At 68.0% G+C, this 20,904-nt stretch carries 19 protein-coding genes; 12 read left to right on the top strand and 7 right to left on the bottom strand.

The features are described 5' to 3' along the window. The first annotated feature begins 145 nt into the window (after nucleotides 1-145). From OG394_RS00475 to OG394_RS00455, 5 genes are all read left to right on the top strand, one after another. On the top strand, nucleotides 146-1,213 hold the full coding sequence (locus tag OG394_RS00475; protein WP_328992692.1) for an alpha/beta hydrolase family protein: 1,068 nt from the start codon (nucleotides 146-148) through the stop codon (nucleotides 1,211-1,213). 116 nt (nucleotides 1,214-1,329) lie between these two features. After that, on the top strand, nucleotides 1,330-1,965 hold the full coding sequence (locus tag OG394_RS00470) for a hypothetical protein (protein WP_328992691.1): 636 nt from the start codon (nucleotides 1,330-1,332) through the stop codon (nucleotides 1,963-1,965). Nucleotides 1,966-2,188: 223 nt separating this feature from the next. Then, nucleotides 2,189-2,653: a hypothetical protein gene (locus OG394_RS00465; RefSeq protein ID WP_328992690.1), complete on the top strand. Its 465-nt coding sequence runs from the start codon at nucleotides 2,189-2,191 to the stop codon at nucleotides 2,651-2,653. Between the two features lie 68 nt (nucleotides 2,654-2,721). Next, entirely contained in the window at nucleotides 2,722-3,213 is a 492-nt protein-coding gene (locus OG394_RS00460) for an FBP domain-containing protein (protein ID WP_328992689.1), read from the top strand. Nucleotides 3,214-3,254: 41 nt separating this feature from the next. Next, on the top strand, nucleotides 3,255-3,557 hold the full coding sequence (locus OG394_RS00455; RefSeq protein ID WP_328992688.1) for a hypothetical protein: 303 nt from the start codon (nucleotides 3,255-3,257) through the stop codon (nucleotides 3,555-3,557). A 9-nt stretch (nucleotides 3,558-3,566) separates the two neighbouring features. Here OG394_RS00455 and OG394_RS00450 read toward each other — a convergent pair whose 3' ends face one another. Both OG394_RS00450 and OG394_RS00445 read right to left on the bottom strand, forming a co-directional pair. Continuing rightward, the gene (locus tag OG394_RS00450; RefSeq protein ID WP_328992686.1) at nucleotides 3,567-4,088 is read right to left on the bottom strand and encodes an orotate phosphoribosyltransferase; all 522 of its coding nucleotides are present in this window, start codon (nucleotides 4,086-4,088) and stop codon (nucleotides 3,567-3,569) included. A 44-nt stretch (nucleotides 4,089-4,132) separates the two neighbouring features. Continuing rightward, nucleotides 4,133-5,356 carry an exonuclease domain-containing protein gene (locus OG394_RS00445; RefSeq protein WP_328992685.1) on the bottom strand — a complete coding sequence of 408 codons (1,224 nt, stop codon included), beginning with the start codon at nucleotides 5,354-5,356 and terminating at the stop codon, nucleotides 4,133-4,135. A 70-nt stretch (nucleotides 5,357-5,426) separates the two neighbouring features. Between OG394_RS00445 and OG394_RS00440 the strand changes: the two genes are divergently transcribed. Both OG394_RS00440 and OG394_RS00435 read left to right on the top strand, forming a co-directional pair. After that, the gene (locus tag OG394_RS00440) at nucleotides 5,427-5,990 is read left to right on the top strand and encodes a GNAT family N-acetyltransferase (protein ID WP_328992684.1); all 564 of its coding nucleotides are present in this window, start codon (nucleotides 5,427-5,429) and stop codon (nucleotides 5,988-5,990) included. A gap of 84 nt (nucleotides 5,991-6,074) precedes the next feature. Further along, nucleotides 6,075-8,537 carry a hypothetical protein gene (locus OG394_RS00435; protein ID WP_328992683.1) on the top strand — a complete coding sequence of 821 codons (2,463 nt, stop codon included), beginning with the start codon at nucleotides 6,075-6,077 and terminating at the stop codon, nucleotides 8,535-8,537. A 1,433-nt stretch (nucleotides 8,538-9,970) separates the two neighbouring features. On the opposite strand, the gene OG394_RS00430 is transcribed toward OG394_RS00435, so the two are convergent. Beyond that, entirely contained in the window at nucleotides 9,971-10,120 is a 150-nt protein-coding gene (locus tag OG394_RS00430) for a hypothetical protein (RefSeq protein WP_328992682.1), read from the bottom strand. A gap of 17 nt (nucleotides 10,121-10,137) precedes the next feature. On the opposite strand from OG394_RS00430, the gene OG394_RS00425 reads away from it, so the two are divergent. Next, nucleotides 10,138-10,773, top strand: a complete 636-nt coding sequence (locus OG394_RS00425; RefSeq protein WP_328992681.1) for a hypothetical protein — start codon at nucleotides 10,138-10,140, stop codon at nucleotides 10,771-10,773. A 3-nt stretch (nucleotides 10,774-10,776) separates the two neighbouring features. Here the strand turns inward: OG394_RS00425 and OG394_RS00420 are convergent, their stop codons facing one another. Beyond that, nucleotides 10,777-11,268, bottom strand: a complete 492-nt coding sequence (locus tag OG394_RS00420; protein ID WP_328992680.1) for a metallophosphoesterase family protein — start codon at nucleotides 11,266-11,268, stop codon at nucleotides 10,777-10,779. Between the two features lie 103 nt (nucleotides 11,269-11,371). Here OG394_RS00420 and OG394_RS00415 point away from each other — a divergent pair, with 103 nt between their 5' ends. Continuing rightward, on the top strand, nucleotides 11,372-12,037 hold the full coding sequence (locus OG394_RS00415) for a DUF6308 family protein (RefSeq protein ID WP_328992679.1): 666 nt from the start codon (nucleotides 11,372-11,374) through the stop codon (nucleotides 12,035-12,037). A gap of 3 nt (nucleotides 12,038-12,040) precedes the next feature. On the opposite strand, the gene OG394_RS00410 is transcribed toward OG394_RS00415, so the two are convergent. Continuing rightward, nucleotides 12,041-13,027, bottom strand: a complete 987-nt coding sequence (locus OG394_RS00410; RefSeq protein ID WP_328992678.1) for an NAD-dependent epimerase/dehydratase family protein — start codon at nucleotides 13,025-13,027, stop codon at nucleotides 12,041-12,043. Between the two features lie 165 nt (nucleotides 13,028-13,192). Here OG394_RS00410 and OG394_RS00405 point away from each other — a divergent pair, with 165 nt between their 5' ends. Continuing rightward, nucleotides 13,193-13,504: a hypothetical protein gene (locus OG394_RS00405; protein WP_328992677.1), complete on the top strand. Its 312-nt coding sequence runs from the start codon at nucleotides 13,193-13,195 to the stop codon at nucleotides 13,502-13,504. Between the two features lie 46 nt (nucleotides 13,505-13,550). On the opposite strand, the gene OG394_RS00400 is transcribed toward OG394_RS00405, so the two are convergent. Both OG394_RS00400 and OG394_RS00395 read right to left on the bottom strand, forming a co-directional pair. Beyond that, nucleotides 13,551-13,877: a hypothetical protein gene (locus OG394_RS00400; RefSeq protein ID WP_328992676.1), complete on the bottom strand. Its 327-nt coding sequence runs from the start codon at nucleotides 13,875-13,877 to the stop codon at nucleotides 13,551-13,553. Then, a complete protein-coding gene (locus OG394_RS00395; RefSeq protein WP_328996788.1) occupies nucleotides 13,877-14,098 on the bottom strand; it encodes a hypothetical protein in 222 nt (73 codons plus the stop codon). The genes OG394_RS00400 and OG394_RS00395 overlap by 1 nt, the downstream gene beginning before the upstream one ends. A 245-nt stretch (nucleotides 14,099-14,343) precedes the next feature. Between OG394_RS00395 and OG394_RS00390 the strand changes: the two genes are divergently transcribed. Next, nucleotides 14,344-17,412: a PD-(D/E)XK nuclease family protein gene (locus tag OG394_RS00390; RefSeq protein WP_328992675.1), complete on the top strand. Its 3,069-nt coding sequence runs from the start codon at nucleotides 14,344-14,346 to the stop codon at nucleotides 17,410-17,412. Beyond that, nucleotides 17,405-20,845, top strand: coding sequence for a UvrD-helicase domain-containing protein (locus OG394_RS00385; protein WP_328992674.1), 3,441 nt, complete (start codon nucleotides 17,405-17,407; stop codon nucleotides 20,843-20,845). Before OG394_RS00390 ends, OG394_RS00385 begins: the two co-directional genes overlap by 8 nt. Nucleotides 20,846-20,904: the final 59 nt, after the last annotated feature.

The raw sequence follows: 20,904 nt of genomic DNA, 5'->3' as shown, positions 1-20,904 counted from the left end.
CCGGCCCCTCACTGCCCGCGCATTCCTGGTCATGAGACTCTCACCGAGAGTGATCAACCGGCAAGCCCACAAGGCTCAGATCTGCCCGATCCAGGTAACGATCGGCTTTCGCTCAGTTTCCGGAGGCGGCGGGCACGATGGATGGATGACGACCCGACGTCGGTTCTGTTCCACGCTGGCCTTCGTGGGCCTTGGTGCGGCCACTGGTTGCTCTAGCCCGGGCACGACGCCTGCGCCGCCTACGACCAGCTCTAGCCCGTCAACCAGCTCAGCCGGCCCGACGCCGTCTGAGACTGCAAGCACGCCGACGCCCACTCCGACGGCCAGTAAGCCGGTGAACCCGGTGTCGATGCAGGCGTTGATCCAGAAGACCTACAACGGCCGAGACCTGCGACTAGGCCGAGTACTCGACCGGAACGCGGCGTACACGCGATACGCGATCACGTACCTCAGCGGGCGTCTGACCATCTCCGGCATCCTCAACGTGCCCAACGGTCCAGGCCCGTACCCAGCCGTCGTACTGAACCACGGCTACATCGACCCGGCCATCTACACCACCGGCCGCGGGTTGGCCCGTGAGCAGGACTACCTGGCCAGACACGGCTTTGTCGTCCTGCACACCGACTACCGCAACCACGCGGGCTCATCGAACGACCCGAGCTCCGACATCAACCTGCGCATCGGGTACGTCGAGGACGTGGTGAACGCCGTACACGCGATCAAGGCCGCCCCGAAGGCCGCGAAGGTCGACCCGAACCGGATCGGCATGCTCGGCCGGTCGATGGGCGGCGGCATCTCGTACTCCGTGCTGGCCGCGCAGCCCGGTCTGATCGACGCGGCCGTGGTGTTCGCCTCGACCAGCTCGGACGCCGCGCAGAACTTCAACCACTTCATCCGGCGCGATGCCGGGAGATCGACGATCGTCAACGCCGTCTTCAAGGCCCACGGTTCGCCCGAGGCGCAGCCCGGATTCTGGCGGGACCTGTCGCCGGTGAACTACTTCGACCGGGTGACCGAGCCGTTGCTCATCCACCATGGCGCCTCCGACAGCACCTGCCCGATCGCGTGGTCGCGGGCAGCCCACGCCGCGCTGACCCGGGCCGGCAAGCGGTCGACCCTGCATGTCTATCCGGGTGAGGAGCACGCGTTCGGCCCGCTGTGGCCGTTATCGATGCAGCGCACGGTCGCGTTTCTCCGGCAGAACCTTCGCTGAGACCGAGGCTGTGACTCAGGTCACAGTGACAACCGTCCGTGTCGGGCAGTTACACGGTCTGTGCCGGGTGGCGCGAGCGGCAGGGCACGCGCCCGACAGGAGGTTCGGAAATCCACATGCGCATTCGCAAGCTGGCGATCACCGCCACGCTGATCTCGGTCCTGGCCCTCACGGGCTGCGGCGGCTCCTCGAACGATGGGGCAGCCGATGGCGCGAAGGACCAGGGCTCCACCAACAGCAAGTCCGGCCAGACCGGTTCCGGTGAGACCGACGAGCAGGCCGATGGCGACACCTCGCGCAACGGCTCGGAGCAGCGCACTTCGGGCGACGGTGAGCAGACGGGCACCGGCGAGGACGATCTGGACCCGTCGGTCGTGGCCTATCGCAAGTACCGCACGGTCGTCGACGAGATGTCGGCCTCCGGTGGCAAGGACACCAGCAAGCTGACCACGGTCGCGATCGGCGACCTGCTCAACGAGAACCAGGCGCTGGCCAAGTTCTACGGCGCCAAGAAGGTGCACACCGAGGGCAGCACCCGGATCGTCTGGGTGAAGAAGATGTCGATCAGCAAGACCGCGCTCACCCTGCAGGCCTGCATCGACATCAGCAAGGTCAAGACGCTCGACGCCAAGGGCAAGAGCGCGCTGAAGCCCGGCGCGCCGAGCCGCTTCCTCGACACCGCGCAGATGCGTCAGGTCAAGAACAAGTGGTGGCGCGCCAGCGTCAGCCGCACCCGGGCGCAGGACTGCTGAAACCACCCCAATACGACTCGGTGCCGCTGTCCTAGCGGGCACACCTCGCGGTACCGGGCCACGTCGCAGCGCGGAGAACAGGATCTTCTGTTCTCCGCGCTGTTGGGTTTCCGGCCGCGACAGCCACTACAGCGACGGCAGGGTCGCGACGGCGACGGCTGGTTGCAGATACGCTACGGTCGGCTCCCCCGCCCGGAGCCGTCGTGAGCATGCTGGAGGACCTGTGAAACCGCAAGACGCCCCTGGGTTCCAGCCTGACCTCGGAACCGTCAGCTGGAAGGTGCACTTCCGGTCGGCGCCGAGCGAGGTCTACCGCGCCCTGAGTACGCCGCTGGGCCGGTCCCGCTTCTGGGCGCTGTCGGCCAAGCAGACCGACGGCCAGATCTACTTCGTCCAGCCAGGTGATGCCACCTTCACCGGCCGGATCCTCGACGACGTCAAGAACGAGCTCTACTCGGTCGAGTACTTCGGCTGGGTGGTCAGCTTCGAGCTCGATACCGACGCCGAGATCCCGGGCACGATCCTCACGATGACCTGTACCGGCATCAAGGAGCAAGAGCGGATGGAGGCCACCGCCTGCTGGGTCTCCACCCTGATGCGGATGAAGGCCTCGGTCGACTTCGGCGTCGATCTGCGCAACCTCGACGCCAACCTGACCTGGGCGCACGGGTACGTCGAGAGCTGCTGAATTCGGTTGCGGACCACCTCGGCAGCGGCTGGAATGAAGCCGCAATCATCGCCGAGGGAAATGGTCCAATGCAGTCACTCAGCGCCGACGAGATCCGGCGCAGTTTCGTCAACTCGTCCCGCAGCCAGGTGAAGGCGATGACCTTGCCGGCCGAGCTGGCCCAACTCCCGTGGCCCGAGCTCGACTTCCTCGGCTGGCGTGATCCGAAGGCGCCGGCGCGCGGCTATCTCGTCGTACCGCGGGAGTCCGGTCCACTCGGCATCGCGGTCAGTACGGCGGCCTCGGGTAAACCGCGGCGCGGATCCGGCTTGTGCGATCTGTGCTTCTCGGCCCACCCCGTGACCGATATCGCGCTGTTCGTCGCCCGGCGGCCTGGCGCGGCGGGGAAAGCCGGCAACACCGTCGGCACCTACATCTGCGCCGACCTGGCCTGCTCGCTCTACGTGCGCGGGCTGCGCGAGCTCATCCTGCCGCAGGGTGAAACCGCACCTCCGGCCGAGCGGGCCAACCGCCTCAACTATCGCCTTACCACCTTCGTCAACCGCGTCCTCAACACCTGACCCCCGTTTGGGCCGACGGATGTCGGTGGTGACGGCTAATCTTGGTTCAGGAGTACGAGCCGAGAGCCGAGGACGCGATGGCCGAGTACAAGATCACCCATGAGATCCACCACGTGAACGCCGACCTCGGAGAGAAGCTGAAGGCGACCACGATCGCCGCGATCAACGAGTCCAGCGCCCGCTCGGCCAAGGACGCGGCCCTGGTGCTGAAGAAGCGCCTCGCCGATATCGGCGTCGACATGAGCGAGGCCGCCTGCCTCTCCGCCGTCGAGCGCATCCGCTCCGGCCGCACGCTCACGTTCGAGGTCGAGAGTGCCGACGACGAGGACGAAAACGAAGACTGAACGCCTTATCTACAAGGCGTTGCGGAGTTCGTCCGCGCGGAGAAGGGCGACAAGGTCCAGGCCGATGGCGGCGAGGGCCTGAGGACCGCCTTGGTCGCGGTCGATCGCGCACAGCGCGGTGTCGATGGTGGCGCCGAGTTGGCGGAGTTCGTTGACCGAGAGCACGATCTGCCCGCCGCTGGTGACGACGTCCTCGACCACGGTGACGCGGCGACCGGTGATGTCGGCGCCTTCGGCCAGCCGGCAGGTGCCGTACGGCTTGGCGGCCTTCCGCACGAACGCGGCCGGCAATCCGGTCGCCCGGCTCAAGGCCGTCACCACCGGGATGCCGCCCATCTCGAGTCCGGCCAGCACCTCCGTCCCGGCCGGTACCAGCGGCACCATGGCCTCGGCGATGGCTTCGAGCAGAACGGGATCGGCCTCGAACCGGTACTTGTCGAAGTACTCGGTGGTCTCGATGCCGGAGCGAAGCGTGAACCGTCCGGTCAGGTGGGAAACGGCCTGGATGCGATGTGCGAGGTCATTGGTCACGAGGCCCCAGTCTCGCATGGCGCCACGCAGTCGAGGATGTCACGTCAGCGCGGGTGCGACGCCGAGCTGAGGCGGCGGAAATCCTCCACGCCGATGATCGGTACGCCGAGGCGGCGGGCCTCTTTCGCCTTCAGGGACAGGCTGTCCACGTCGGCCGCCACCACGAAGGTGGTCTCCGGGGTGACGACGTCATCGGGGTGGAAACCGGCGGCGGTCGCGCGCTGGTGCCACTCCTCCCGCGAGTCGATCATGTCGCCGGTGAACACCACGCGGCTGCCGACCGGGAATCCGTTCGATCCCGGCCGTGCGGGTGGCACATACCGCCCGGCGCTGACCTGGGCGAGCGCCTCATCCACCTCGGTGACGGTATGACCGAGCATGATCGCCACCCGGTCCAGGTCACGCCGCTCGACCGGGCCGGCGTCGCGATCGTTCCAGAAAGCGTCCGCGAGGCCGGTCACGTAGAACCGGTGCAGGTCGGCGACCTGGCCACGGGTCAGCCCGAGCCGCGTCGCCACTTGAACCAACTGCTCGGCGCCATCCTCGGTCACCTCCCGCTCGGACAGCACCCGGTCCAGCAGGGCCAGATACGAATCGGCTTGGGGCGGCTCGGAGGCGCGCGGCAATTGGTCCACCAGCCGGCTCATCCAGCCATGGCGACCACCCGCCTGGACCGGGCGAACCACTGGCGCGGCATCGCTAGGCGGCAACTCGGGCCAGGCGTACCGCCGTACCTCCTCATAAGCCCACTGCCACGGCGGTGGCTGGCTGAAACTGCTCAGGTAGTGGACGAACAACCGCGCCGTCGCGCGGGTATCCGCGAGCGCCGAATGCCAGCCGTCGAGCGGGATCCCGGCCGCCGCGCAGCAGGCCCCGAGCGTGCGTTTGGCGCCGGGATGCAAGTACGCCGCGAGGGCCATCGTGCACATCGAGCGCTCGGTCACCAGCGGCGCGTCGACGCCTGCGCGCGCGAACTCCGCCCGCAGGAAATCCAGGTCGAACTCGACGTTGTGCCCGACCACCATCCGCCCCGCGAGCAGCCCGGCCAGCGTGGGCGCGACCTCGGCGAAGTCAGGCGCGGCCAGAATGTCGGCCGCACGGATACCGTGGATGTGCTGCGGGCCGAGATCGCGCTGCGGATTCAGCAGCGTGACCCACTCGCGCTCGAACCGGCCATGCTCGTCCAGCAGCACCACCGCGACCTCGATCACGCGGTGCCGCTGCTCGGGTGAGAGACCGGTGGTCTCGGTATCGATGACCGCGTACACAAAAACATCATCGGACCCGCCACCGACACTTTTTGGAACACCGCGCCGGACTGAGAGGAATGCCACGGTAATGACCGACTGGAACGGCACGCCCGTACTCACCACCGACCGGCTGATCCTGCGCACGTTCCGCCGCGACGACCTCGCGCCGTACGCCGCTCTGAACGCCGATCCCGAGGTGATGCGCTACCTCGGTGGTACGGCGTTGCCGCCTGCCGAGACCGAGTCGATCGCGGCGTACGCGCAGAACCTTTATGCGCGGGAGGGCCTCGGGCTACTCGCGATCGAGCGTCGTACCGACGGAGCGTTTCTCGGGATGTGCGGGCTGCACCATCTCGGGTGGTACCCGGACGACATCGAGATCGCCTGGCGTCTTGCCCACGAGCACTGGGGGCATGGGTATGCGTCTGAGGCGGCGGGAGCCTGGCTTGCGCACGGGTTTGAGGTGCACGGGTTTCCGCGGGTCATCTCGGTCACGGACGTGCCGAATCTGCGCAGTATCGCGGTGATGCGCCGGATCGGTATGACGCTCGATCACGAGGCCGACCTGGAGGAGGACGGCGAGACGTTCCGCGCGGTCATCTATTCGATCACGGCTGCCGATTGGAAGGCTGGTCGCGGGTTGCCCATTTGATCCAGGTCGAAGGCGTCGCGGGGAGGTCGCGGCGGTCCTAGCCTCCAGGCAAGCGTTTCGCCGGAGTGCCCTGGAGGTAACACCATGCCGACCCCGTTGTCCCGCCGGAACTTCCTCGCCGCCGGAGGTGGTGCCGTCGCCGGTGCTGCCTTGGGTGGGACCACGCCCGCCTCCGCCGCTAGCTCGGGCGGCTTGGCTGAGGTCGCGTCGTACGCCGGTGGTGCAGAGGCGGATATCGAGCAGGCGCTCGGGTGGTGGCCGAATCCGCGCAACGTGTGGACGCCGATCGGGTGGAAGGACCACCTGTTCCGGTACAACGTGACGTACAACGGCAGCGTGATCGCGGCACCCCGGCCGCTCGGTCGAACGACGTCCGCCGTGAGCGATCCGACGTACGTCCGGGACCGGCTCCAACTCGACATGGTGCCGTGGGGTGGCTGGTTCACCAGTGGCCCGATGCGCGACCTCTATCCCGGCAACTTCTACGTCTATCGCGAGGACTACGGGCTGTACGGCCACGGCACGCAGAGCTGGGCGGACCACCCGACGCCCGTGTTGCAGACGGACTGGGCGCAGAGCAACGGCGTGGTGCTGCGCCAATCGGTGTTCGCGCACACGCTCGGCGGGGTGGACGTGGAGACCGGCAAGGAGCCCCTGTTCGCTTGGATCCGGTTGTCGGTGGAGTCGGTCAACCCGCTCGGCACGACAGGTCCCATCGGTTTCGCGATCCGGGTCGCGAGTGCGTACTACACGCAGGAATATCCGTACACCTTCCAGGATGGCGTGACGCTGACCGGCCATCCGGCGATGGCGCCGTTCCCCTCGTGGCGCCGGGCTGATCCGCTCGCTGTCGGGACCCGGCGCGGCCTCAAGATCTGGCAACACGAAGGCCCGCGTATCGGCGTACTCACCAGCAACGCCGTGCCCGTGTTCAGCCAGCCGAATAGCAGCAAGTACATCTACAACCTCGAGGTCACGCTCCCGCCGGTCCAAGGCGCGTACACCGACCTCATGGTCGCGATGTTGCCGCAGTACGAGCCGAACTTCGACCGCGAACTAGCCCTCGGGTACGACGCCAACCGCTACTGGTCTGCCCGGCCAAGCACGGCCGCGACCATCAGCACACCCGAACGGCACGTCAACGAACTCGTCAAACGCAACATCCAGTTCTCGGAAATCGTTGCGCAGAAGGCGAAAGACCCGTCCGGCGCGGACCAGGTCACGTTCCTCACCGGCTCCTACGGGTACGACGTACTGTGGTCGACGCCGACATCGATGACCAGCCACATGTTCCTCTCGCTGCTCGGGTATCACGACGTGGTGGCGAAACACCTCCGGCTTTACAAGGACCGGCAGGGCACGGTGAAACCGCCGGGTGACGCTTATGCCCAACATCCCGGCTACTTCAGCACTCCGGCCAACCTGCGATCGGTCGACTGGATCACCGATCACGGCGCGATCATGACCGCCGTTTCAACGCACGCGCTGATGTCCGGCGACCAGGCGTTCATCGCCGAATGGCTGCCCGCCTTGGTGAAAGCATGCGAATTCGTCAAGGCGGCGTGCGCGCTGTCCGACCCGAGCAGTGTGCCTGGGCTGCCGCCTAAGGCCGTCTCGACCGACGAGGAGATCCAGGTCCAGTCGGTTTGGAATATCGCCTGGCTCTACAAAGGTCTGATCACCACGGTCCGTCTGCTCAAACGAGTCGGTCACGCGCGTGCTGCCGAATTCGCCGGCGTTGCTTCTGCCATGCGTACGACGTTCGACCAGGCCTTCGACGCGTACGGCGCGCGCCAGCCGAAGTGGAAGCATCCGGACGGCAACTCGTATCCGGTCTATTCGGTCAATCTGGCGGACTTCCCGGCCGGCAACTTTGGTGAGGCGATGCGGCTGGACGTCGGTCCGATGGTGCTGGTCTGGGCCGGGTTGATGGACGGGGCGGATCCGCGGATGGTGAAGTTCGCCGACTACTTCCGGCACGGGCCGAATGTTGCTTTATATGGCGACGGCAATCGCAAGAACGCGCTCGATCGGCCTGTTCTTATCCACGAGATGTCTAGTTGTGAGCCGCTTTACAGCTGGAATGTCTTCCACTCTTGGCATTCCGGCGACCGTGGTCGGTTCTTGGAGGGCCTCTATTCGTTGATGGCCGGCGGTATGTCGCCGCAGACGTACATCCCGCTCGAACATCGCCACGGCATGTCCGCCTCCCTCGGCGCCCAGGCGACGGCGACCTGGCTCCTCCGGCACGCAGTGATCGACGACAGCCTCGTCGACGACGAACTACACCTGCTGCGCCTCTGCCCTCAGGCCTGGCTCTCCGCCGACACCGACACCGTCTTCACCCAAATGCCGACCATCTACGGCCCAATCACCCTTCGCCTCCGCGCCACCAGCCCAACCGAAGTCGCCCTCACGTGGTCCGCCACCTGGCGCCAACCCCCAACCAAACTCCTGGTCCACGCCCCACCCGGCACCACCACGCTAACCATCAACAACACCCGCCACCCCGTCCCCACCTCCGGCTACATCGAAATCCCGGCCTAGCCCCGCCCTCCCATCACTGGCCCGCGTTGTGTTGGTTTGCACCCGTCCCGCCCCGATTTCCGGCCCGTCGCGCAACTTGTGGACACCCCTCCCGCGAAGTGCCTCGTTATGCGCGCCACCAACGCCCCGGACGGTGCTAGCCATCGAGGGAGTGGGTTACCACCCCAGATTCCAAGGTGGTAACCCACCTCGACCGCAGCCAGCCCCTCCCGATGCACGTTCGCCTTGTTTTAAAGGGGTTCACGCACGAAATCCTGGGTTCGCGTGCCATATATCCGGCCCGGAACCCAGGATTCCAGGCGATAACCCCGAGATGCCGGGTTAACCCCTCCGATCTCGGCGGTGAACCCGCCACCTTGGTGGTCAACCCTCCCGCCGATTCGCCAATCGTGCCGATCGATGGCGCGCGCCTCAGGATTTCGCGGGTCGACCTCCGAATTCGGGCGTCGACCCGCCAAGTTTGGCGAGTCCACCCCCCATTCCGAGAGTCGACCCTCGGAATAGGGAGCTGCCCATCACCGCCAGCGGCCGGGTACCCGGGAACGCGCGGGGTCACGCAGCAGCGGTACGACGGAGCGGTATGTGGCGCGCACGACGAGGCACCTCGCGGGAGGGATATCCACAATTTCGCCCGCACGCCGGAAACTGCCCGTCAAAGTCTCGACTGCACCAGTGAGCCCAGGCCCGCCGCCAACCCGCCAGCCCAGCCGACCGTCAGCTCAGCGCCCGCCAACCGGCCCGCCGTCCCCCAGCCCAGCGCCGATCCGCCGTCCCCACCCGCCAGACCAGCCCAGTGCCGGCCCGGGCCAGCCAGCCCAACGCCAGCTCGGCGCCGGCCAACCGGTCCGCCGCCCCCAGCCCGCCAGCCCAACGCTGCCCGGCCGGGCCCGCTGGCCCCGCCGCCCCGTCCGGTCGCTGTCCCGCCGGCCTCTCCCGGCCCGCTGGCCCGTCGGCGCCTCCCCGGCCCCGCCGGCCCCGCCGGTCCCGCGCGCCGGCCAGCGGCCCGCCGGTCCCCGGGCAACCGGCCCGCCGGGCGAGCGCGGCACCAGGCGACGCGGCAGCGCCGCGCGACCCCACACACGGTCAGACCTCACCCGGCCCCCTGATAGCCAGCCGCACTTGGCCGGTTCGGGCCGTGTCAAGGGCGCGTCAGCGTCGCCGCTAGGCGATGAAACCCTTGACGCGGCCCGGACCGGCCTGACAATTCGCAAGAACTCAGGGGGCCGGGTGCAACCAACACCACCTGCCCAGGCATGACGTCAAGCCCAGACCGGAATGCCCTCCTCGGCGTACGCAGCCCATCCGAATCCGGTCAGAAGGGACCGATGAACCACAACACGCCGGGTCACAAGGGCCCGATGATCGCATTTCCCTTGATCGCAATGTGTCGCGCGGTCACGAGGGACCAGGGAACAGCCAGGGAACCGCAAGGGCTAGGGGGCTTCGGCGGCGCGGGTGCGGAGGCGGGTGCGGATTTCTTCGGGGGTGTAGGCGCGGCGTCGGCGTTCCCCGCGGGCGACTACGACTCCGGTCGCGGCGACTCCGACTAGCCCGGCCAGGCCTACCACTTTCCACCATCGCATCCACCTAAGTTATCGGTATGGAGACGCGGATCGACCTCGACACAGCGGTGGACCTGACCCGGACTGGGGACGTCTGGGTGTTCCGTGGTGACAGTCCCGGCGACCGGGCCATTCGGCTGACCACGAACAGCCCGGTCAACCATGTCGGCATGGCCGTGGTCATCGAAGACCTGCCACCGCTGATGTGGCACGCGGAGCTCGGTCGCAGCCTGCCGGACATGTGGACCGGCCAGCACCAGCGCGGCGTACAACTGCACGACCTGCGCGACGCCGTACTCACCTGGTCGAACCGATACGGCCAACGTGCCTGGCTTCGCCAACTCGACCACGAGGTCGATCGCGAGATGGAGGACGCGGTCCTCAAGACCATCGCACGCCTCGACGGAACACCCTTTCCCTCCACCGCGCGGCTGGCCGGGCGCTGGCTCCGCGGCCGCGTTCCCCAGCTACGCCGAGGCAACCGCGACCTGGAACTCGAAACCGCCTACTGCGCCGAGGTTGTCGCCATCACCTACGAGGAAATGGGACTCCTCTCATCCAAGCATCGCCCCAGCCATTACGACCCCGGCAGCTTCTGGAGCGGCGACGACCTCCCCCTCGCCAAAGGCGCCAGCCTCGGCGACGAGATAGCGATCACCATTCCCCCAGCGTGAAGGTCAAAGGCGGTGCAGGGTCACCGAGACCAGTTGCCCCGGGGCCAGTTCGGCGGTCATGTAGGTGTGGTGGGGCTGGCGACGGCGGTCGGTCGGCGACCCCGGGTTGAGCAGGCGGAGACCGCGAGGCGTCTTCGTGTCCCACGGGATGTGGCTGTGCCCGAAAACCAGCACGTCGAGATCGGGATAGGCCCGCTCGCAGCGTAGTTCGCGACCCGCCGCCGAACCCGTCTCGTGGACGACGCCGAACCGCACCCCCTCCAGCTCCACGCGGTTGACCTCGGGCAGGCGCGCGCGGAGGTCCGGCCCGTCGTTGTTGCCGTAGCAGCCAATTACGCGCTTGGCCCGGGCCTCGAGCTCGTCGAGGTGGTCGAGGCTGACCCAGTCGCCCGCGTGGATGACGACGTCGGCCGCCTCGATGGCGTGCCAGAGCGCGGGCGGCAGGTCCTTCGCGCGCTTGGGCAGGTGCGTGTCCGAGACCAGTACCAGACGCATCCCGGCTCCTCCTCTATCGTTGCCTCAAGCAACTGTTTGTAACACCTCGGCCGCCGTGCCGATAGGAAGACAGTACGGGTGGCGAGGAGAGGTGGAGAGAGTAATGCGGATCGGCGATCAGGTCATCTCGACCGGACGTGCCCTGGAGATCCTCCAGTGGTACTCGGGCCACTTCCCCGACACCGTCAGGTACTTCGACGGCGTGGTCGCCTGCGGGCGGCAGCCGGTGCAGGCTCCGCACCACGTGACGATGGCCGATATGGGCCGGCTGGTTTTGATGAACACGAACCTGAGCGCCACGGACGTGCCGCGGCTGCTCGCGGTCGACGCCCGCACCGAGTTCTCCGCCGTACCGGTGGATGCCCGGCTCGAGGATGCCGCGCCCGGATCGCCCCTGCTCGCGGCGGCCGAGCGACTGTACGACCGATTCCGGATCGGCGCAGGCATCGGGCCGGCGAAACGATCCAAACTGCTGCACCTCAAGCGCCCGCTGCTGATCCCGATCGGCGACAGGCAGCTGAGCGTGGTTTACGGTGCCGCGGCCGGAGACCTGAAAACCTTCTGGGAGGCGATCCGGCAGGACCTGCTCGCCGAGGAGAACCTGCAGGCGTTCGACGAGCTGGAAGCCGAGCTGCGCAAGCCGCTGCAGGAGCCGCCGAGCCGTCATCTGCTGGCGCTGGGACGACTGCGCTGGCTCGACATCCTCGCCTGGACCCTGGGCGGCGACTCTCAGTACGCCGCCCAGCCGGAAGTGACCGCCACTCGATAGAAGTCAGCCCAGCTCGGCCAGCAATTCACGCTCGCGGTCGGGACTGAGGCCGGCCTTGCGCGCCCGATCGAGCCCTTGCTCCTTCTCCCACACCAGTAGATCGGCGACCAACTCCTCCCGCGCGCGATGTTTCAGCCCGGCGGCCAGCGCGGCTGCGCCGGTCCGGGTTGACCAGCCCTCGTATCCCGGCTCGACCAGCCACATCGCCAGCGAGTCCACCCCCATGTACTGCTCGACCTTGCGCTCCACCAGCCACTCCGCCGGCACCAGCCGCACCGGCGCGGTGTGACCGCCTGCCGCCCGGCACAACGCGATCCACTCGCCGAACGGCACGGTAGGCCCGACGGCGTCGAACACCCCCGTCGTACCGCTCTCGGCACAGTCGAGCAGCCAGCTCGCCAGATCCCGGACGTCGAGCACCTGGGTCGCGTTATCCGGCGTATCCGGCACGAGCATCGGCTCCTCCGGCGCACGCGCGGCACGGGCCACCCATGCGCCCGAGCGGCAGCTGTGGTCGCCAGGGCCGCCGATCAAACCGGCTCGCGCGATCACCAGGCGATCCCCGACGGCGGCCGTCGACGCCTGCTCGCTCGCCACCTTGCCCTCGCCGTACAACGTGCCGTCGACCTCGTCCGCCGTGGCAGGCTCGCGGGTCGGGGAAGACTCATCGGCGTACGGCGTATCGAACGCGGCATACGCATTGATCGACGACAGGTACGTCCAGTGCCGGGCCCGAGCCGCCAAAGCGTCGAGCGCACCCCGCACCTGGCCCGGCTGGCGCGAGACCTCGAAAACGGCATCCCAGTCGCGATCCCGGACAGCGTCGTACGCCTCCGGCTGGGTGCGATCGGCCGTGACGAGCGTGGCGCCGTCGGCCACGGCGCCGCTGGTGCCACGGGCAAGACAGGTGACGGAATGACCGCGGCCGAGGGCCTGGGTGGCGAGCTCACGACCGAGCCAGGCGGTGCCGCCGAGAATCAGGATGTCCATGCGCACCAGCCAAGCAGGCGCCACCCCCAAAAACGAAGACCGTCTGCGATCGGCAGAAAGCACCGCCTCGGATCCGCTCAGTCACCACGGATAGCAGGGTCTTGCCGCCATCCGGCCGGAGGCGCACAGTCGGAAGCAAATACCAGCAATACAGGGGGGATGGACATGCCAGCGTTCGTGCAGATCATCGAGTACCAAACCTCGCGTGCCGACGAAGTCGCCGACTTGAGCGAGGAGTTCCGCGCCACGCGGGAGAAGGAAGGCGGCGGCACCGCGCCTGCCCGGGTCACGGTGACCGAGGACCGGGACCGGCCGGGGTACTACCTGAGCATCGTCGAGTTCGAGTCGTACGAAGCGGCGATGGAGAACTCGAACCGGCCGGACACCTCGGACTACGCCGCGAAGATGATGGAGCTCTGCGACGGGCCGCCGAAGTACTACAACCTCGACGTCACCCAGCGCATGGACATGAGCTGAGTTAACAAGGAGGTGCGGGCCGACGCCGAGGGCGCCGGCCCGCGAGTCAGATCAGGTCGGGACCTGGTCGTGGTTCAGGCATGCCGCCCAGTTTCGGCCAGGGCCGGGGCGGCAGATCGGGCCGGGGCCGGGGCAGATCGCCACGCCCGGTGCCGTCGTCAGGGTCGAGCCATTGGACGTCGGTGGCGCCTGAGTGACCGTGAATCGCGATCACGGAGTCGATGCCGTCCCAGACGGTCGTGGTCGGGTAGTCGCCGTACCAGCGCAGGGCCACCGCCCCGTCGGTGAACTCGACGCCTTCGGCCACCGGGCCGGTACCGCTCACTCCGGAGATGTCCTTGTGCCGTAACAGCCGGAACCTGCGGGCTGTCATCAGGGGGCCACCTCCCACAGACGCTCACCCGGTAACGGACGAGCGGAAGCCTCTTCCGAAGAGGTTTCGGGGATCGGGTCGCTGGTGACACGTAGGCCGGCGAACCGGCGCGACATGGCCTCGGCATAGCGGCAGGCCAGGTCGGCCTCCGCCCGGTAGTCCGCGACGACGTGGTCCCCGAACCACACTCGTACGCGGCGGCGTTGCGGTAGCGGCTCCATTCCGATCACTTCCCCAATGATCTGTCCAGGTGAGCGCCTGGAGGCGATGGTCTCAGAGAAGTGACGGGGGTCCAGCGAGATCATGACGCGAAAACGAACCTTTTCTTTTGATATTTCACTGACCCTATATGTCCTAAGTAAGACGAAGCCTCGCACTCACCGAAGTGGACGCCAGGTGTCGGCGAAAAAAATGTCGGAAGGCCCCAGTAGCCTCGGCTCTGTTCACTACGAGAGCGGGGATCGTGATGGGGATCCAGGTCGAGACCACGCCGTACGGCGCGGCCGCGCTCAGCCGTCTGCGCGACGTCGTCGCAGGCGTCAAACGCGACGACCCGATGACACCCGTGACCTTGCTGCTGCCCAGTAATACAGCCGGTCTGATCGCCCGCCGCCAGCTCGCCGCCGACCTCGGCAGCGTGGCCGGCCTCTATCTCGCCACCCTGCCCCGGCTCGCCGAGCAACTCGCGGCCGCCGGGCTCGCGCCGCGTCGTCCGGCCACCCGCCCGATCGTCGCCGCAACCTGGCGCGCCATCTTGTCGAAGGACCCCGGCGTCTTCGCAGCCGTCGCCGACCACCCGGCCACCATCCAGGCCCTCGCCTCCGCCCACCAAGAGTTGCGCGACCTCAGCGATGATGCGTTGACCGCGGTCGGTCAGGCGTCCGGCCTCGGGCCCGACCTGGTTCGGCTGCACCGTCAGGTCACCAGCACTTTGCATACGGAGTGGTACGACGTGACCGCCTTGCTCCGGGCGGCCGCCGATCGCGCCCGGCGAGAGCCCGCGGTGGTGGCCGAGCTCGGCGCGCTCGTGCTGTATCTACCGCAGGAGTTGACGCAGGCCGAGGCCGGTTTCGTCGAGGCGCTCACCGGTTCGGCCGACCTGACGGTGATCGTGGGGCTGACCGATGTTCGTCGCGCAGACCGGACGGTTCGCCGTTCGCTGGAGCGCATCGGCCTGGCGCCTCCCGAGTCCGCCACCCGGAACCGGCCGGTCGCGACCGAGGTGCTGAACGCGTCCGACGCCGACGACGAGGTGCGTTGTGTCGTCCGGGATGTCGTCGCCACGCTGGCCGATACCCCGGCGCATCGCATCGCCGTGCTCTATTCCGCTCCCGCGCCGTATGCGCGATTGCTGCACGAGCAACTCGCGGCCGCCCGGATCGAGGTGAACGGTCCGGGTACGCGACCGGTGCACGAGCGAGCCGTCGCCCGCACGTTGCTGGAGGTGCTCGCGCTCGTCGACCACGATCTCCCACGCGCGGAGGTCTTCCGCGCTTTGGCGAATGCGCCGAGCCGCGACTTCGAGGGCAACCGCATCCCCGTGCCGCAATGGGAGCGGCTGTCGCGCGCGGCCGGCGTGATCCGCGGCGAGGACTGGGCCGAGCGCCTGGGCCGGTTCGCCGAGGCGGAGAGACGCGTCGCCACGCAGGAGCTTGAGGCCGAGGATCCGCGTCCGGCCGCCGTGGAGATGGCCTCGCGCAACGCCGAAACGGCCCGCCGGCTGCACGTCTTCGCAGTCGAGTTACGCCGACGACTGCTCGAGACCGCTGGGTTGACGAGCTGGTCCGAGCTCGCGAACGGCGTGCTCGACCTGTTCCACGCGTTGCTGGATCTGACCTCGTTGCCAGTCGAGGAGCAGTACGCCGCGATCGCCGTCGAGGCTTCGCTGCGCGGGCTGTCCACGCTGGACGAGCTCGGCACCCCGGCGAGTCTGTCCGTGCTCCGCGACGTGCTCGATCTCGAGCTGCAGCAGTCCCTGCCACGCGTCGGCACGTTCGGCACAGGTGTCCTGGTCGCGCCGATCTCCGCGAGTATCGGTCTGGCCGTCGATACGGTTTATGTGCTCGGCCTCGCGGAGGACCTCTATCCCGGCCGGATCCACGAGGACGCGCTCTTGCCTCAACGCGTGCGCGATGCCGCCGCGCCCGAGCTGGCCTCCGCCCGGGACCGCCTCGACGAGAAGCACCGGCAGCTGCTCGCCGCCTTCGCGTCGGGCTCATCCCGAGTCGTCGCGTCATTCCCGCGCGGTGATCTGCGGCGGTCGAGTCGGCGCCTGCCGACCCGGTGGCTGCTCGGCACCCTGCGAGAGCTCAGCGGCGATCGACGGCTGGCCGCGACCGCCTGGGACCAACCGTCGTACGGCGGGAAGCTGATCACCTCGGCCTCGTTCGCCGGTTCGCTGGTCTCGGCCGCGCTGCCGTCGACCGAGCAGGAGTGGCGGATCCGCGGGATCGGCGCCGGGTTCGACCTGCCGGATCAGGTGGTGGACCGGGCCCGGTCGTTGCTCAAGGCAAGGAATAGCGAGCACTTCACCCGGTACGACGGCAACCTGGCCGGGGTGGCGGGCCTGCCGTCGTTCGCGACCGAGGACCGGGTCGCGTCGCCGACCTCCCTCGAGTCGTATGCGAGCTGCCCGCACGCTTATTTCGTCGAGCGCCTGCTGCAGGTGGAGCCGATCGAGCAACCCGAGGATCTGCTCGTCATCTCCCCCATGCAAATAGGGAATCTGATCCACGACAGCATTGACGCGTTCGTGACGACGGTCGGGCCGGCGCTGCCGCGTGACGGCGAGCCGTGGACGCACGAGCAGCGCGCGCTGTTGCTGTCCATCGGCTCACAGTTGGCCGACCGGTTCGAGGCCGAGGGTCTGACCGGTCATCCCCGACTGTGGCAGCGGGAGAAGTTGCGCATCTTCGCGGATCTGCTCTTCCTGTTGGCCGACGACGATCGCTGGCGTGCCGTACGGCGTGCTTCCGTGGTGGCGAGTGAGCTGCGCTTCGGGTTCGACGGCGAGCCGCCGGTCGAGATCGTCGTACCGTCCGGCCGCGTGCGTTTCCGCGGCAGCGCCGACAAGGTCGACCTCGGCGCCGACGGCACGATCTACGTCACCGATGTGAAGACCGGTGGGCCCTCACGGTTCGAGGCGATAGCGACAGACCCGGTCGCCGCCGGGACCAAACTCCAGCTCCCGGTGTATGCGTATGCGGCCCGCGCGCGACTCGGCGACGAGCACACGCCGGTCGAATCGGCGTACTGGTTCGTCCGGCGCGGCGGCGTGCGCATCCCGGTGCCGCTCACGCCCGAGGTCGAGGCGCGATATGTGGACACGCTCGACACCATCGTTTCGTCGATCGCGGCCGGCTGGTTCCCGGCGAAGGCGCCCGAGGTGCCGGACTTCCTGTGGGTGCAATGCCCGTACTGCAACCCGGACAGCATCGGCCATGCCGAGGTCCGGGGCCGCTGGGAGCGAAAGCGGTTCGATCCGGCGTTGCAGCGGTTGGTTCGACTGATCGATCCGGGAGTGCTTGATGACTGAGTTCGCGGACGCCGCTTCCCGCTCGCGGATCGAGACCGACACCGCGACGACCTTGTTCGTCGAGGCCGGTGCTGGTTCGGGGAAGACCCATGCCTTGGTGGATCGCGTCACCACGTTGGTGTTGCGAGATGGCGTGCCGTTGCGCTCGATCGCGGCCGTGACGTTCACCGAGAAGGCCGGCGCGGAGCTGCGGGACCGGCTTCGGGTGGAGTTCGAGCACGCTTGGTATGGCGCTTTGCAGGCGGCAGGCTCGGCTGATGCTTTGTCGGTTGAGGCTGATGCTTTGGCGGAGGCGGCGGCTGAGGCGTTGGACGATCTGGACTCCGCCTCGATCGGGACATTGCACTCGTTCGCGCAACAGCTGCTGATGGCCCATCCGATCGAGGCCGGGTTGCCGCCGTTGATCGACGTGCTCGACGAGGTCGGTTCGTCGGTCGCCTTCGAGGAGCGCTGGGCCGAGCTGCAACGGCAACTGCTCGACGACGAGTCGATCGCCGAGCCGCTGCTACTCGCGATGGCGGTTGGTGTCGAGCTCAAACACGTGCGTTCGTTGGCGAAACTCTTCGGCAAGGACTGGGACCTGATCGGCGATCGTGTGCTGGTCGAACCGCCCGAGCTGGTCGCGATGCCCGACCTGTCCGGCCTGGTCGCGGCGTGCGCGGCGATCGGCGCCCAGGCGGCGGAGTGCCGTGACGCCGATGACCGGCTGCTGGCGAAAGTGCTCGCGGTGCAGGAGACCGGGTTGTGGCTTTCGACGGCTTCGGACCAGGAGTCGCAGCTCGCGTTGTTGCAGTCGTTCCGGGGGCTCAAGTTCGGCCGGCTCGGGCGGAAGGAGAACTGGCCCGATATCGCCAAACTCCGTGACGACTGCGCGACGGTGGTGGATCTGGCCATCTCGTTGGTGGACCTGCTGCTCGATGCGTGTCTGCGGCATCTGTCCCATTGGGTCGCGGTGCGCGTGCTGGAATCGGCCGAGCTACGGCGGGCCGAGGGGCGGTTGGAGTTCCACGATCTGCTGGTGCTCGCGCGGGACCTGCTGCGACGCGATCCAGCCGTGCGGGATGCGTTGCAGGAGCGGTATCAGCGGTTGCTGCTGGACGAGTTCCAGGACACGGACCCGATTCAGATCGAACTGGCCGTGCGGATCGCGGGTGGTGCCGCTGCGACGGCCGCGGATTGGCGTGAGGTCGAGGTGCCGCCCGGGCGGTTGTTCGTGGTCGGCGACCCGAAGCAGTCGATCTACCGATTCCGCCGCGCCAACATAGCGACGTACCTGGCGGCGCAGGACAACCTCGGCGAGACCGTTGCCCTGACCACCAATTTCCGGACTGTGCCGCCGATCCTGGACTGGCTGAACGCCGTCTTCGCGCGCCTGATCGAGCCGGCGGACGGCGCGCAGCCGTCGTACCAGCCGCTCGATCCGCATCGGTCACCCTTCGCCTCGCCACCTGAGCCGGATCCGGGGACGTCGGTTGAGGGGGATCAGCTCGAGCTCGATTGGGACTTCGGGAATCCGGAGCCCGCGCCGCTGGCCAAGGTGATCCAGTTCCCGTCGCCGCTTGCCCAACAGGAGCCGGTTGCGGATCCCTCGGCTTTTTCGGATCAGGGTGGGCCGGCCGTCGTCGTGCTTGGGGCTGAGCCGCATCAGGATTTGCCGCGGGCGCAGGCTTCGGTGTTGCGCGAGCGCGAGGCCGCCGATGTCGCCGGCGTGGTGGGGCAGGCGTTGCGCGACGAGTGGCAGGTGTACGACGAGCAGACGCAGGCTTGGCGTCCGGCCGGGCTTGGCGACATCGCCGTGCTGGTGCCCGCTCGGACTTCACTCCCCTATCTCGAAGAGGCGCTCGACTCGGCCGGCATCGCGTATCGCGCCGAGGCGAGCTCGCTGGTCTACCAGACCGCCGAGGTGCGCGACCTGCTCGCGTGCGCCCGCGCCCTCGCCGATCCGAGTGACCAGCTCTCGCTCGTGACGGCACTGCGCTCGCCGTTGTTCGGCTGTGGCGATGACGACCTGTTCACCTGGAAACGCGATGGCGGCTCGTTCACCCTGACCGCGCCGATTCGTCCGGAGCTGGTCTCGCATCCGGTCGGCGAGGCGATCGACTGGCTTCGCGGTGCGCATTACGCCGCGCGCTGGCAGACGCCGAGCGAGGTCCTCGGCAAGATCGTGGCCGATCGGCGAATGCTCGAGGTCGCGACTACCGGTCCGCGTTCGCGCGATGCCTGGCGCCGCCTGCGCTTCGTCATCGATCAGGCCCGCGCGTGGTCCGAGGTCGAGCACGGCGGCCTCCGGTCGTACCTCGCCTGGGCCGCACACCAGGGCGAAGAGACCTCGCGAGTCGCCGAGGCCGTCCTGCCCGAGACGGACGCGGACGCCGTACGGGTGATGACGATTCACGCCGCGAAAGGCCTCGAGTTCCCGATCGTCGTCCTGTCGGGTATGACCGCCGCCCCGAACCGCCAACGCGGCGTACAGGTGCTCTGGCCTGCCGACGGCGGTTACGCGGTGAAGCTCAAGGCGTCGGTCCAAACGGAGGACTTCGACCTGGTCCAACCCGTCGACGAACAGATGGACGCGTACGAACGACGCCGCCTGCTTTACGTCGCCGCCACCCGGGCCCGCGACCACCTGGTCGTCTCCCTGCACCGGTCCGGCAACCGCACCCACTCCAGCAACGCCGAGCTCTTTGCCGGTGCAGACGGCGCGACCTCGGCCAACGCCGTCTCCTTCACCGCCGAGCCTTTGGCCGAGGCGGTGCCAACACCCGAGCCCGTGGTCATCCCGCCCATGCCGCACGACACGTGGACCACCCGCATCACCGCCGCCCGCGCCGCCAGCCGCCGCAAATCCGCCCAAAGCGCCTCCGGCCTCGAAGGCACCGCGCCCGCCGTCACACCCATCGCCGCCGAGTCGGCTGCTTCGGATCCCGCGACGGCCAAGGGTGCAAGGGATCTCGAGCTGCCGCCATGGTCAAAGGGCCGCTACGGTACGGCGATCGGCCGGGCCGTGCACGGCGTCCTCCAAGTCATCGACCTGGCCACCGGCGCGGGCCTGCCCGAAGCCGTCGCCTCCCAATGCATCGCCGAAGCCGTCCCCGACCACGACGAAATCGTCGAAGCCCTGGTCCGCTCGGCCCTCACCTCCGAGCCCGTACGCCGAGCCGCCGTTCGCGAACACTGGCGCGAGTCGTACGTAGGAGCAGTCCAACCAGACGGCACGATCCTCGAAGGTTTCGTCGACCTCATCTACCGCGAAGACGACGGCACCCTCGTCATCATCGACTACAAAACCGACGCCATCCCCACCGCCGCCCTCGACGAACGCGTCGCCTACTACGCCCCCCAACTCAACACCTACGCCGCCATCATCGACCCCACCGCCACCCAACTCCTCCTCTTCCTCACCCCCACCACCGCCATCCCCCGCCCCCTCTAGCCCCGAATGGGCTCGGACGCATACAACAACGACAACAGGGCCTCTAGGTCCGCTCGGTC

Origin of the sequence: Kribbella sp. NBC_01245 (assembly GCF_036226525.1) — a bacterium.
Lineage (GTDB): Bacteria > Actinomycetota > Actinomycetes > Propionibacteriales > Kribbellaceae > Kribbella.
Note: the sequence above shows the minus strand (reverse complement) of the source record. Positions and strands in the feature narration are given on the sequence as shown.